Below are 13385 nucleotides of genomic sequence, written 5' to 3'. Positions count from 1 at the left end.
CCTATCCTAATGGAGGCGAGCAGCCTGGCGACCTTCATTCGAGGGTCTGCGCTCGTTCACCGAATCGGTTTTGCGCTCTGTAGAGACTACAGGGTCAAGCGAAAAATCCGATCGAGTGCCTTTGATCTGGAGCCCGACAGGTGGGCACGACGTCCGTGGACGAGCGCCGCCATGGCCACGCCGCCTACGGAGAGGCCGCTGGAGGTTGGTGTCTCTCCATTTGGTAGGTTCACGGCCTTTTTCTTCTGCCGCTGCGAAAGTGCGAAAAATGCGTGGGGCTGCTGACAGATTCCGGCTCGATCGGTCAGCGCCGCCCGGCATCACAGCACCCTGATATCAGTGACGTCTGACATTTGACGGAGTCGATCCATGAATTCGCGATGCCGCGTGGGCGTGTCACAAAATGAGATGTGCATCAGGAATTTTCCCTGCAGCCGCTGGTATGCAAGCGGGCCCTCCTGGAACCGGCATTTGCTGAGCGCATCATGAACGGCTTGGACGACGTCCTCATTTTCAAATGTCGTGATTTGATATTCGAGGATGCGCCACTTTTCGCCCAGTCGTTTCTCGATGAGCGCGAGCACACGCAACGCGGCGAGCGTCAAGCCGACGCCCATTCCCACCAACACATATTCCTTCACGGCGGCGGCCAGGCCCAGGGCGCCGTTCACCCAGATAAGAGCGGCAGTAGTCAGTCCGCGCACGGTCCCGCGATGCTGCAATATGACCCCCGCCCCGAGGAAGCCGAGGCCGGTCACCACATTTGCCGCAATCCGCCCGGATTCCATCCCCGGGACGGACCGCCCGGCCAGGACGAATATGGCCGTGCCCACCGTGACCAGAAACTGCGTCCGAAGGCCCGCGGGTTTGCGCGACAGTTCCCGCTCGAGGCCCAGCGTCAGGCCAACCGCCGCGGCGACAGCAAGGGGCAGCAGGATGTCGATGATGAGCTCAGGAAACAGCATGGAGGGGCTCCCTAGTGAAGCAAGCTTTGCTGTCGGCACCACCAGCGGAAATCATGTGCTCCATTTGTCCATCCAGCGAGGTAAGGACTGCGGCGCACCGCGGGGAGAAAGCCTTGGTGGCTGGAGGCCCAGTCCTCCAACACCGGATGCGGGCAATTTCAGCTCATTCCCGGCTCGGCGCGAGCAGCCAATCGGGCGCGGGTCTGCCGATAGGCAGCCTCAATGAGATATCCCGTATGCCGAAAGTCCAGGACGTCCACCTCCTCTCTGAGATCTGGCCGGATGGAATGAACCTCGATATGCCGGTGAAAATGCTTCAATTCGGCGCGATACTTGCTGTCGAGCGCAATGGAAAAGCTCCGCATGACAATGTCAGCCCAGCCTCGCAGCGGAGTGGGGCAGCGTTCTGCGCACATGCATTCGATCATGTAGACCGACCGGGCGCCGAGCTCGTGCGCCTTGTCGAGCGGAGCGTTGTTCGTGATGCCGCCGTCGACATGCAGCCGGCCGTCGAGTTCGACCGGCGGGAATATGCCTGGCAGGCTCATCGAAGCGATCACCGGCTCGACCAGATCCCCCTGTCCATGCCAATAGCAGGCGCGGCCCGCTTCGAGGTCGGTCGTGACGACCGCCAACGGGATGGCGAGATCTTCAAACCGCGTCGCAGGCAGCGTGCGACGCAGCCAATTCCGCAGCGGCGCGAGGCTCAGGAAGCCGGGGCGACGCCTCGGATGGAAAAGCCAGGCCCAATTGGGCGAGATTGCTCGGCGGAGCCGAAACGCGCGCCACAGCGCGATGAGTTCGGACGGAGCCATGCCACCACCAATATAGGCGCCGTTCAGCGCCCCGATGGAACTGCCGAGGATGAAATCCGGCCGCACGCCGGCCTCTGTCAGCGCCCGGTAAAATCCAGCCTCCATGGCACCGCGACTGCCACCGCCGCACAAGAGAAGCCCCACCCGCGATGGATCACGGCGTGTCAAAACCCGCTCTCGTGGGAGGGATTTTGCCAACCTTCAGCGTCCCCAGATGATCGGGCCGTCAAGGCCTCTGAAGCGTGGGGAGAACCAAGGATAGCTGGTTATCCCGAGCTTCGGAATTGCTGCTGCTGTTGTCATTTCGTCGCTCCTGCCTTCCGATCGGAGGACAGCCTGGTCGGGCCCTCCGATTCAGCGAATCGGTCTTGCGCTCTGTAGGGGCTACGGGGTCAAGCGAAAATCCGATTGCGCCTTTGCTCTGGAGCCCCGACTCCCGGCTCCGTGCCTCCTGGGGCAAGACACAAGGCGGAGGCGAAAGGAAAAAATGCTGATCCGCCCCGGGGTGCCAATCGAGTTGGAAGCCGAGTCCTGCCGTAGGCGTTTTGCCAAATATCCGTTCCGCGGTGCGGCTCTTGCACCCGAAAGCCGCATCAGCTTGCGCAGCACGACAACTGCTTGACGTCCTTGGTGAAGGTGATCGCGGCGAGCTTCAGGCCTTCCGCCTTCGTGAGGTAGGGATGGAAGGTTTCAACGAGATCGTGGACCCGCAAGCCTAAGCGGATGGCGAGCGTGGCTTCCTGAATGACCTCGCCCGCCTCGGCAGCGAGGACATGCGCACCAACTAGTTTTCCGCTGCCTTCCTCGGCAACGAGCTTGATCAGGCCTTTGGTGTTACGGGCCGCGATGGCCGCCGGCACATAGTCCAATGGCAGCACGGCTGCTTTCACGTTTCGACCGCTCGCCCGCGCCTGTTCTTCGGTCATGCCGACGCTCGCAACCTGCGGATCCGTGAAGGTCACGCGCGGCAATGCGGTCAGATCATAGCCGCGCTCTGCGTTCCCGATAGCATTGTCGGCGGCGAGGCCGCCGGCATAGGCAGCGACGTAGACAAACATTGGATTTCCAATGCAGTCCCCGGCGGCGTAGATGTCCGGATTGTCGGTTCGCAAGCGTCCGTCGATGATTATTCCGCCGCGCTCATCGAGCTTCACGCCAGCGCGTTCAAGGCCAAGATCTTCCGTATTTGGCCGCCGGCCGGTGGCGACCAACAACTGTTCGGATTCAATGGTGCGCTTCGCGCCGTGGACGACCAGGTCGATCCTGTAGCCGCTCTCGTCACGATGGACTCGCTCGATCTTGACGCCGCACAAGACCTCCATCTTTTCATCGTTCAGATAGCCGCACAGCGCGTCGCCGATTTCCGGCTCCTCTTGCGGCACGATCCGCGCCGCGCCTTCGAGCACGGTCACCTTGACGCCGAAACGATTGAAGAGCTGGGCCAGCTCGAGACCTATTGCGCCCCCGCCGATCACAATCAGCGTTTTGGGCAGCACAGGAAGGTCAAGCGCGTCCGTGCTGTCGAGATAACCGGCTTCCTTCAACCCGGGTATTGGCGGCGCTGCGGGACGTGAGCCGGTGGCGATAAGGATCTTGCTGGCGGTCACGGCTCGGCCGTCGACATCAAGGCCCCGCCCGCCCGTCAACTCGGCGCGTCCCCGGACGATCGTGATGTTGGGATAGGCGCCTGCCACATTGACGTATTTTCCCTAAGGGCGGCGACCAGTTCATTCTTTTGCTCGATCACCCTTTGCCAATCTGAGGGCGGCGGGCAGGCGGCCAGTCCCTCGAAGTTGGGATATGCGGAATGGAAGCAGTGTTCGGCGGCGCGGATGAGCGTTTTGGATGGCACGCAGCCGATGTTCACGCAGGTGCCGCCGATGGTCGCATGCTCGATGATCGCGACTTTCGCTCCCAATTCCGCACCTTTGATCGCAGCGGAGAAAGCGGCCGAACGGCTCGGCCGATCGGTTGCTCAGTCCGCGCTGAGACAGACGCTCTCCGCTGGAAGGATATCCCTCCAGCGGCATACGAGCTTGCAGTAGGCTTCGCCCACGGGTCTGATCTTGCGATCGAGGTTCGAACAGCCCGAGCGGGTTCACGTGCCCGTTGTCCTCGCGGAGCGCGGTGTCCCAATCGACCTGGTCGAGGAGGCTGTACCAGGTAAATCCGATGATCGGCACGCCCGTCCTGCTTGAGACGGAGCATGTTGAGCCACTCCTTCTCGGGCCAGTCGGGAGCGCTCTTCGCGTCGGCGAGGTTGGTCTCGGTGTGCATCACGGGCAGGTGGTAGCGATCGAAATATTGCCTCGTGATGATGTAATAGCCGAAGATATCTCCTGACGGCGTGATCGGCCCATCTCCGGTGGCCACCATATGCTCGTTCGTCAAATAATAATCGTTGCCCATGATCGAATAGGGCTTGAGCCTCGGTGCGTGCTGGATGAACCAATCGTATTCAGCTCGCGTCATGCCGCTGTCGGTCAAATACTGGTACATGCAGGCGCGGACGTCGTGGCCATAACAAAGGTCCAGCGACAGGAACCGCCGCTCGTTGAGCAGATCCGCGCGGTCAGCGGCCCCGGGTTCCGCCGAATGGGAATATTCCGTCGATTCGCTTTGGATTAACAGGGTGCCGCGCTCTCCCCGCGCCGAAAGGCTCGCGGCTTCGGCGAGCACGCTCGCTCGCGCCAGATGCTTCAGCGCGGTGACGAATGCGCGGTCCGAACGAAGGCGTTCGTTCCACCAGCCGAACAGCCCCGAAAAGCACGCTGCGACGAAGATCTCATTGACCGGCGTGTAGAGGCGGACCCAGGGATAACGCGACGCGAATGCCCGGGCATATTTTGCAAACAGTTCCGGAAAATAGGGGTTCTGAAAATCGCCGATCCAGTCCGGAACTCCGAAGTGACAGAGGTCGGCGATGGGCTGGATGTTGAGTCGCCGAAGCTCCGCGAAGGTCTCGCCGGCGAAATCCCAGTCATATTTGTCCGGCCCGAGTTGGGTCAGGTGATAGGGCGGGCCGTAGCGCAGATATTCAATGCCGAGCTCTGCAACGAGGGCGAAATCCTCGCGCCACCGCTCGTAATGGCGCGTCTTCGCCATTTCATCGACGCGGCGGTCGCGGCCGTCCGAGCCGGTAATGGTGGGATAGCTGTTCTCGATGCCAGTCGCGAACATGACGGATGTCGCGCCGGCGCCGAACGCATGTTTGGCGCCGGCCACACAGGCGCATCCCCCGCTCGCGCCGCCGGTCTGGCGCTGACCTTGAGCGAGCTGTCACCGTTCATATCGTCTGACCAAATGCGCCGGACATTGGCGCCGGACCTTCAGGAGCCGCTTGGCCGGCACGGTACAATTCCGCTGCAGGCGTCGCGTTCGGCTTGATCCTGGATTGGCTCTCTCCTTTGTCTGACCTGGAAGTTCACCTGTTCAGGCAATGACGTAGGACCGGCGCAGGTGGCGCGGCCCTTGCGCAGGTACCAGTTGAAACCGATGAGCCCGAGGGTTGCGAGAATTCCGCCGACTACGGGCCAACTCGGAATGATCCTGACGAGCGAGACCCCGGAAAGCAGCAGAGGGGGCAAGCCACAGCACAGAAGATGGAGCGCCGTCACCAGACCGACAGCAAGGCCCAAGGGAGGTTTCGCTCCATAATCCGTCGTAGCAGACGGATCGATCTCATTGCGCGGCGTGTCCAAAAGGGGTGCCTCCTGGTGGGATCCGCCGGGGAATTGAACGGCGGCACGTTGTGCATGTTCCGGAGGACCTCCAAACTACCTCGACCGGTTGTAGCTATTCATTTCTTTCGCGTCATAGCTGGGTCCACTTGGCGCGACTGGAATCGCCAGCGAGAGCTGACCAACTAATCGCCAGGGATCCGCCCGCAGGAAGGTCATCCCACGCGTTGGATGGGCGGTCTTTGCCTTCGAGCAGAGAACCGTCAGGCGGGCCGAGACGATCTCTTGCGGGGCGGAGAGGCCAAATCCCAGATGGCGACTGCAACCATGAGCACCAGGCCAGGGTAGAGCAGCCATTCTGCCCGCTTCATGTAGAATACCATGAGCAGGGCGGCCGCGAGCACCAGCAACGGACCGATCATCCCGAGGAACATGCGCGACCAATTGCGGTGACGAAGGCCGCCAGCGACATTGGCGGCCAGGCCGATGAGCGCGAACAGCGGCAGCACGTAGCGGATCAGGACGCCCTCATACTGGCTCAGAAATCCCAGGCCGATCGCCGCGCCGAGGCTGGCGATCGCCGGAAAACAGGCAGCGCAGCCCATTGCTGCAAGGATCGCGCCGATGACGCCGGCTTTGTCAGCGGTCCGGGTGACAGTATCTTGAGTGGCCATACGAAAGCTCCCGTGGCATAATGAGCTGCTGACGACTGGCCCGCCAGTGCTCGATGAAATCTTGGCCGAGCGGATAGGCCCTGTACCCACTACAGGTGCAAGCTTTTTTTGGCGCAGCCTGGCCGTAGGCCTTGCCGGGTGACGAGCCTGCCCTCGATACCAGCGTTGCTAGCGTCGGCATGCACCGGTCATCAAATGGAACTGGGCTCCTTGAACATGCGCTCGATGAGTGGACATTCGATCGATTCTTCCTTTTCGCAGGAGGTCACCATCTCATTCAGCACGGCCGCCATCACCCGGAGATCCGCGAGCTTTGCTTTCACGTCCTTGAGGCGCGTAGCCGCCACATTCCGCACCTCGGCGCACGGCCGGTCCCGTTCATCGACGAGCAGAAGCAGCGCCTTGACGTCAGACACGCTGAAGCCAAGGGACCGAGCCTTCATGACGAACGCAAGCCGGCTCAGATGCCCGGAGCCATCGAGCCGATGGCCGCCGCCTGATCGCGCTGGATGCGGGAGCACCCCGGCCTTCTCGTAGTAGCGGATCGTCTCGATGTTGCATCCAGTCTTGCGCGATAGCACGCCGATGGTGAACCTGGGCGCAAGATCCTCAAGAACGTTCTTGTCGACCATCCTCACGAGCCTCGTATCCGTGCCTGGACGGCCCGATCGCTTGCCCGGGCCGGGCCGTGGACTGGCCATGCACACCGCAGAGAACTCCGTAACTGAAGAGAACTCCGTAACTGACCTTGAGCGAGCTACAGTCCATGCCCAGTCCTCAGCCTAGCCGCCATGAGACGATTTGCCTCTCGAACAGGCTTGGTCTCGGCTCGCCTCGCGATTTTAACAGCGCTTGCGCCAATACCAGACCAACCCGATCGCCCCCAGCACCGCCACAATGGCTCCGATGACCGGCCATCTCGACACGAGCGCCAGAGATACCCCCGAAACCAGCACAAGCGGCAGCACTGCGCAGCAAAGCACGAGGAAAAAAACGGCCAGCCAGGCAAGGCCCGAGCTCTTCGCGAATTGCGTTTCGCTTTCGGCAGCGGGGTCATCGGTCTTGATCGCCATTGTCCCTTTGTTGGAGGGGAACGAAGCTGAGTTGGAGGGGAACGAAGCTGAACCCACTACAGGTTCCCGGGCCGGCGGGGCCAAGGGAACGTCCCGCGTTTAGCGCAATCCCAAGGATTGGGGTCGCGCAGCAGAGCGCCACCACGACCGCCCCAATGAAGCCGGTTCGAAAAAGGGCGCGACTATTCAATTCCGGTCACGTCAGCGGGCGGGAGCCGCGGTCTTCACGCCCGCCACGGTCGAAGGATAGCCTGCATTCGTGGTCGCCTGGGCCAGTGCCTTGGCCGTGACCCTCTGATCGTCGTAGGTCACGGTCGCCGTGGCTCGACCGTCCCGCTCCACGACCACGACCTGGCTGACGCCGGGGATGCGCGAGAGCGTTCTTTTTACGATTGGGGCGCAGGACACGCAGCTCACATTCTCCACCGCAAGCGTGGCGGTCCGAGGGGCGGCGTAAGCGCCACCGGCGAGAGTCAAGGCGGCAACGGTCACTGCAGTGCGAATCAAGATCTTCATGGTCACAAGTCTCCTGGTTTGAAAGGTTGCATCAGAGGTCGAGTAGGAACGGCGCAGCGTAAGGGAACGCCACCGCTGCGAAGACGAGCACGGTCGCAGTCCACAGTCCGATTTTGGCAATCCGGCTCGTGCCCGGGCGAGCACAAGCACTACCTTCCGCGCAGGCCACCTTCGGCTGGCGGTAGACGCGCCAGAAGCCCACAGCGAGAAAGACAAGCGCTGCGACCACAAAGACGGGCTGGTAAGGCGCAAGCGCAGCCAGGTTTCCGATCCACGCCCCGCTCACGCCAATGCTGAACAGAACAAGCGGCAGTATGCAGCAGGACGATGCACCAAGGGCGGCCAGGACCCCGCCCGCCATCAACAGTTTTTGCCCGCCCTGCGACCTCCCCGCTTCGGGTTTGCCGGTCAGCCGTGCCGGGGCCGTTCGAACATGCTCACTCATTCCTTTTCTCCTCGATCTTTTCAAGATAGGGTCTGTATCGCCTACAGGTTCAAGTCTTGTTTCAGAGCGAGCCGTGCAGCCTCGCGCTCCAGGCGCCGCCGACAAGCGCCTCTCTCACCATAAGTTCGCAAGCGCGGCTCGATTGGTTACATCGAATGTTGTTTTTCAGCGGGAACTGAAGGCGCTTTCTAAGCGCCTTTGCCTGCACTGCTCGACGCCAGGCAGGAGCGCGGCGCAGCCCTGCAACCGCAGTTCCCAAGGGACAGGCGGAGCCGCTGCGCTGGACGACCACCAAAGACCCAATCGACTCGGGCAACGCGCGCGGGATGGCACAGGCCCGAGACGGGCAAGACCCTCGCCCCCGCCGGTCGATGCTCACGCCGGCATAGTGGGCCAGACGAGATTCCGTGTAGGGAACCATTAGACACCCGCTTTGATTGCTTCGCGGGGCTACCCGGGTCGATTTCGCAGAGTGCAATCAGCACCTACGAAGCGAATACCGGGCTGTAGAATCGTTATCCAATCACGATTTTCTCGATGGAATCGTCTGCAGCAGATGTCGACTAAGCTCTTGGGCCAAGCGGAAGGCATCTTGGACGCTTACGATCTCCACGCCTTGATGCTTGGAGGCCCAATCTTTCGCCGTCACGACCGATGCAAAGAAATGGACATGGCAACAGAATGACTGACGAATGTCCGCTGTTTCCTGCGGCAGGACCAACGACACTGCGGCGTCGGCCGGCACGACATCCCTTATCTCGTTCGGCGAAATCGTGAGTGAAACTGGCGCTCCGGTTGCGGCACAATGGGACGAAACGTGGGCCGTCTTGCCGATCAACGCCGGGAACATCAGGGTGTCCAGTGCGCACCAGGCGTATAGACGGCGGCCATCAATCTCAAAGATATGCGAAGTCTCGCGCAAGGTGAGGCCATAACCAACGATATTCCCATCACTATCGTACTCGGTACTGGTGGCCCGTTCGAGCACGGCATTCACTTGCTGAGCAGGCCAGTCGAGAGACATGGCAAGTGTCGTTTGCGAAACCGGACGCCCCTTGGCCAGCTCACGCAGCAGCACGACGAACAGCTGCCCGAACCCTTCGGGCTGATTAGCTGGCGCCAGACTTTCAGCAATTTCGGTGATGTAGCGTGTATGTTTCATAGCTATTTCCTTGGGATGCACAGCGCGAAAGCTGCTTTGCTTCTCTGAGGGTGAACCGGCGGCAGGTGCGATCTGGACCAGAATGCTCGCGCGTGGTCCAACACGAGCTAAGCGTCTTATTTTTCACCGGGCGCGGGGCGCTCTCCCTTCGCAAGCGCCTCGTCGAATGCTGACACTCCAGCTGTGCCGAGCTGTGCTCGCGCTATGTCTCGAAGTTGCTCATCGCGGGGCTTTTGATCGCCTGTGCGGGGCGCATCGGAGCTGCGGATGAAACGTGCCTTGAGGATGTCGGCGAAGCTCACCGTCAGCAACCGTGTCTTGTCTTCGGAGAGCGCCACCTTCGCCTCGATTCGGTGCACGAGCCGGGCGGCGATGATATCGGCCTCCTCGATGCTGAGGGCATCCACCTGAGCCGCTCGATACCAAGGAGCGTCCGACCGGAAGCTGGCCAGCTCCGTTGTCCGTGCTTCGCCTTGGAGCTCTGTCGCGACATCCTTCTCGAATATTTCCTGCAGGAGCGTGCGAACGGTTTTCGTGCGCGCCTCGCGGTTCCGGTCTGATCCCACCACGGCGAGCACGGTCCCGGTCCGGTTTATCCAGGCCTCAGCAATTCCCGTATTTTGCTCGAGTTCGAGGAGAACCGGTTTGGCGAGCCCGCCGCATGCGATCTCCGGAGCCGCGGGGCACTGCCAGGGCACTTGGAACAAGCTTATAGTCTCGGGTTGAACCCTCGACCTGCCCTCGTCGGCAAAGCTGGCCGTCGTCCACAGGACGCTAACCACCGCACACGCCAAGGCGATGAAGGTTTTTCTCATCTATTGTTCCTTTCTCTCGAAGGTTCCATTGGAACTTCCACCGACGTCATTTTTTGCCGACATGCTGTAACGGTTGCGAGCGAGGTCTTCGGCTCGCGCTGCAGGCGCCCTACGAACATAAGTTCGCAAGCTCCGCTCGATCGGTTACATCGAATGTGATTTATTTGCGCGAACTTGAGCGTGAGATATTGAGCCGCCAACTGCCAGTGACGAAGCCGCCGCTTGAGCATTGCGCGATGCCGTCGCGCAGCAGGATGGCGCGGCCCAACGGTGGCCCGCCTGAGCCAGACCGGCGACTCTCCGCGGCCCGCCTCACTCAGTGAATTTCGAACACGCCCCATGGGGTTAGCCGGACACTGGGGTGACTTCGATAAAGCCCTGGTTAGGGCTGGCTATCGCTCCCCGTTGTGTCTCAAGCAGCTTGCGCAGAAAAACCGGGCACTGATGGTAACAAAACACCGAGTGCTCCACGCCCAAAATAGACGGCGTGTCCAGAAAGAACGGCACTTCGGCGAGGAAGTAGCGGGCGCCCATCTCAATCGCCGTTGGCGTCAAGGGGCCCTTTCGATCTTGGTGCTTCTCAAGAACCCAGGCTGCACTCTCAAGACAACCTTCTCGGAACTCGGGATCGGAGGCGAAGAGGTCTTGATAACGAGCGTGCCCGGCCGAATAGTTGCGATGTTCATCGAGAACGCGACCGTTCAGCAATATGGTGCTGAGCTCGTCTTCAGCTTCTACGGTCGAAAGCGCGCGAGCGATTTTGTTCTCGAGGTAATTCGCTTGTCGTCGCGCCTTCTTCTCTGCGCGTGCGGGAGAATACCCTAGCGCCTCGAGCGTGAGCGCAGCGGATCTGTCGGGCACATAGAAGTGAAAGGCTGTAAAGTTTCGGCGCGCCCACCGAGCAAGCTCAGAAATTCGTATCTCTGAGAAGTAGCTGTTGAAGGGGCTGATGCCGATGACAGCATGGCTTCTGCTGTCAAACAGCTCAGAACAACGTAAAGTTACGGGATTGGCGAGCATGCAAATTCCAGATGGCTCCAAGCGCCTCCGACAGGCGCCCATACGAACATAAGTTCGCAAGCGCGGCTCGATCGGTTACATCGAATGTCGGTTTCGACCGGAAGGTGCAGGCGATTTCTCCGCGAGGACAGAAACTTCGCGATGAACTACCAGCGCAGAAGCCGTTGTCCGAGCATGCCGCCGATCAAGCCGCACATCAGGATGGCACTGCTGTACCAGCAAGCGACGAAGGGCAGAGAATCGTCACCGCAAGCGAGGGCATAGGCGCTAGCGCTGACGCCGCCGGCTAGCAGCCCTGCGAGTGCGCCTGTGCGCCAGAGTTCTGTGGGCGCCCCCCAGCGCAGCGCCAGCACCATCAAGGCGTAGGGCACCGCGGCCATAACCGGGATGATCACCAGGCACTTCGGCCACCCATGACCAGCAATCAAAGCTGCCCATTGTGTGGCAGGTGTTACGTAAAGGTCCAGCGCCGCCAGCAACACGATTCCGACGAAAGGTAGCGCCGCCACAAAGTTCGACGACCGTCGTGCTTGCCCCGGCCTGGCGAACCGGAGCAACAACAGGAAGGCGGTGGCCGCCACTCCAGCCGCAAATACAAGCTTCAGCATGAGAAAGCCAAGAGCGTGGGGTTCTCGAAGGTCGGGCCGCAGGCCGAGGGTCAGGCAGATCGCGGCGACAGCCGCTAGGCTTCCCGCTGCGAATGCGAGGCCTAAGGCGCGTGAGGCGCGACGATAGTCAACGGGTTTGAGATCGACCGTCAACCGGTTGATCAGATCAGCGGTCTTCACGCCACAACCTCCCGCCGATGGCAACAGTCATCGCCTTGAGTCCCCGATGGATCCGGACTTTCGCGGCCGCCTCAGTAATGCCTTCACGAGCGGCGGCTTGGGCGACGCTTCGTCCGTCGAGTTTGACGTCGCGAATGACACGCTGGCTATGTTGCGGGATGGTCGCAAGCAGTTTTTCCATATCGATTCCGGACTCCACCGCCATATGATCGAACCCGTCCAACATTGCCTCGGCCGCGTCGAGCGGCCCCTCGGCATGGGCCATCTTGCTCCGGCGGAGATGGTCGATAAGCTTGTAGCGAGCGATCGCGTACACCCATGGCGTGAAGGGCTCGGAGGGATCATAGGTATCTCGTCGGGTGTGCACCGCCAATAGCACTTCCTGGACGACGTCCTCAGCATCGGCGACGTTCCGTCCCATTTGGCTCAGCTTACTCCTCATATAGCCGCGAAGCAGCGAGCTCAGCTGTTCCAGGAGAGTTCGGTAAGCCGTCGTATCTCCGAGCTGGGCTTGTTCCATCATCAGCCTGAGGGCACCTTCCTGACGTTTCATCCCCGGCTCAGGAGAGCACTGCTTACAATGCCTAAGGTAAGACCGAAGCCCGCGTGTCCCAAACCCTCCCAGATGAAATTGGCAAAACTGGTGGAGGGCATTGCCAGGAGCATGCCAGGATAAAACACGAGCACCAGGAAGGGAATCGACCACTTCCATCCTCGCGCGCCGAACAGAACCAGGAATGCCAGGCTGAACATGATCCCGCTCCAATAATGCCAGGCATAACCCAGAGCGACGATTGCCAGGCGGCTGCGGGACAAAACGGATTCGGGTTTTCCGGCGTGTCCTGCTTGTGGTTTTTGCGCCCCGTTCGAGGGCGCCATTGCGTCCGAACCCATCGCAGGTGCCGCGGCTTGCGACCCGCGGCCACTGCTAGCCATTGAATCAGCCATGGGAGGCGTCGCGCCTTGCGACCCGTGCGCGGTGCTAGTCATGGAATCACCCATTGAATCGCCCATGGAGCCGTGCCCTGAGAGGCGCATGCCAAAACCAAGCGCCTCGTCCATGTCGATCACCCCGGCGCTGATTCCCGCCACCCGGCTGGAATCATAGGTCGCGGTTGCCATATAGCCGGCCAGAAGAGCCACGATGACCGTCGAGACGAAACGCTGATCGCCAGCCCGTCTGGCCAGAGCGACGGAGCCGATGACGAGCAGGATTGACACCAGCCAGAAGATGGGTCCGATGGTCGACATCGGCACGCCCCACCTGACGTCGAGGATCAGAGGCAGAGGCCCGATAACGGACGCCGCAAGCGCCAGGATGCGCGGCAGCCAGAAGTCCCTGGACGTTCGCCCCTGTCGAAAGCCATCGAAAATCGAGTCGTCGAAATTGGTAGTAGCGGCGGCCATATTCAAATCTCCCCTGTGATCAGCG

16 protein-coding genes are annotated in these 13385 nt (G+C 61.1%); all 16 read right to left on the bottom strand.

The window, feature by feature from the left end:
* Nucleotides 1-320 precede the first annotated feature (320 nt).
* Nucleotides 321-965, bottom strand: a complete 645-nt coding sequence (locus OVY48_RS06245) for an MgtC/SapB family protein (protein WP_313922145.1) — start codon at nt 963-965, stop codon at nt 321-323.
* Between the two features lie 158 nt (nt 966-1123).
* A complete protein-coding gene (locus OVY48_RS06240) occupies nt 1124-1924 on the bottom strand; it encodes a patatin-like phospholipase family protein (RefSeq protein WP_313922234.1) in 801 nt (266 codons plus the stop codon).
* A 449-nt stretch (nt 1925-2373) separates the two neighbouring features.
* Nucleotides 2374-3474: an FAD-dependent oxidoreductase gene (locus tag OVY48_RS06235; RefSeq protein WP_313922144.1), complete on the bottom strand. Its 1101-nt coding sequence runs from the start codon at nt 3472-3474 to the stop codon at nt 2374-2376.
* Nucleotides 3423-3698, bottom strand: a complete 276-nt coding sequence (locus OVY48_RS23855) for a hypothetical protein (RefSeq protein ID WP_409592982.1) — start codon at nt 3696-3698, stop codon at nt 3423-3425. The genes OVY48_RS06235 and OVY48_RS23855 overlap by 52 nt, the downstream gene beginning before the upstream one ends.
* Nucleotides 3644-5005, bottom strand: a complete 1362-nt coding sequence (locus OVY48_RS06230; RefSeq protein WP_313922143.1) for a family 1 glycosylhydrolase — start codon at nt 5003-5005, stop codon at nt 3644-3646. Before OVY48_RS06230 ends, OVY48_RS23855 begins: the two co-directional genes overlap by 55 nt.
* A 718-nt stretch (nt 5006-5723) precedes the next feature.
* On the bottom strand, nt 5724-6134 hold the full coding sequence (gene merC / locus OVY48_RS06225; RefSeq protein ID WP_313922142.1) for an organomercurial transporter MerC: 411 nt from the start codon (nt 6132-6134) through the stop codon (nt 5724-5726).
* Between the two features lie 191 nt (nt 6135-6325).
* Nucleotides 6326-6766 carry a helix-turn-helix domain-containing protein gene (locus tag OVY48_RS06220; protein WP_313922141.1) on the bottom strand — a complete coding sequence of 147 codons (441 nt, stop codon included), beginning with the start codon at nt 6764-6766 and terminating at the stop codon, nt 6326-6328.
* Nucleotides 6767-6976: 210 nt separating this feature from the next.
* Nucleotides 6977-7207, bottom strand: coding sequence for a hypothetical protein (locus OVY48_RS06215; protein ID WP_313922140.1), 231 nt, complete (start codon nt 7205-7207; stop codon nt 6977-6979).
* A gap of 201 nt (nt 7208-7408) precedes the next feature.
* Nucleotides 7409-7723 carry a cation transporter gene (locus tag OVY48_RS06210; protein ID WP_313922139.1) on the bottom strand — a complete coding sequence of 105 codons (315 nt, stop codon included), beginning with the start codon at nt 7721-7723 and terminating at the stop codon, nt 7409-7411.
* Between the two features lie 31 nt (nt 7724-7754).
* Nucleotides 7755-8168, bottom strand: coding sequence for a mercuric transporter MerT family protein (locus tag OVY48_RS06205; protein ID WP_313922138.1), 414 nt, complete (start codon nt 8166-8168; stop codon nt 7755-7757).
* A 523-nt stretch (nt 8169-8691) separates the two neighbouring features.
* Complete coding sequence (gene merB / locus OVY48_RS06200) at nt 8692-9330, bottom strand: organomercurial lyase MerB (protein ID WP_313922137.1); 639 nt, start codon at nt 9328-9330, stop codon at nt 8692-8694.
* A 116-nt stretch (nt 9331-9446) separates the two neighbouring features.
* Nucleotides 9447-10145, bottom strand: a complete 699-nt coding sequence (locus tag OVY48_RS06195; protein WP_313922136.1) for a hypothetical protein — start codon at nt 10143-10145, stop codon at nt 9447-9449.
* Nucleotides 10146-10490: 345 nt separating this feature from the next.
* Nucleotides 10491-11165: a tRNA-dependent cyclodipeptide synthase gene (locus OVY48_RS06190; protein ID WP_313922135.1), complete on the bottom strand. Its 675-nt coding sequence runs from the start codon at nt 11163-11165 to the stop codon at nt 10491-10493.
* A 146-nt stretch (nt 11166-11311) separates the two neighbouring features.
* Nucleotides 11312-11953, bottom strand: a complete 642-nt coding sequence (locus OVY48_RS06185; RefSeq protein WP_313922134.1) for a DUF1109 domain-containing protein — start codon at nt 11951-11953, stop codon at nt 11312-11314.
* Nucleotides 11940-12506, bottom strand: a complete 567-nt coding sequence (locus OVY48_RS06180) for a sigma-70 family RNA polymerase sigma factor (protein ID WP_313922133.1) — start codon at nt 12504-12506, stop codon at nt 11940-11942. Before OVY48_RS06180 ends, OVY48_RS06185 begins: the two co-directional genes overlap by 14 nt.
* On the bottom strand, nt 12503-13360 hold the full coding sequence (locus OVY48_RS06175) for a hypothetical protein (RefSeq protein ID WP_313922132.1): 858 nt from the start codon (nt 13358-13360) through the stop codon (nt 12503-12505). Before OVY48_RS06175 ends, OVY48_RS06180 begins: the two co-directional genes overlap by 4 nt.
* Nucleotides 13361-13385 lie beyond the last annotated feature (25 nt).

It is taken from the genome of Sphingobium sp. SA2, from assembly GCF_032227065.1.
In the GTDB taxonomy this organism is placed as follows: Bacteria; Pseudomonadota; Alphaproteobacteria; order Sphingomonadales; family Sphingomonadaceae; genus Sphingobium.
This window is presented reverse-complemented; position numbering and strand designations above follow the sequence as displayed.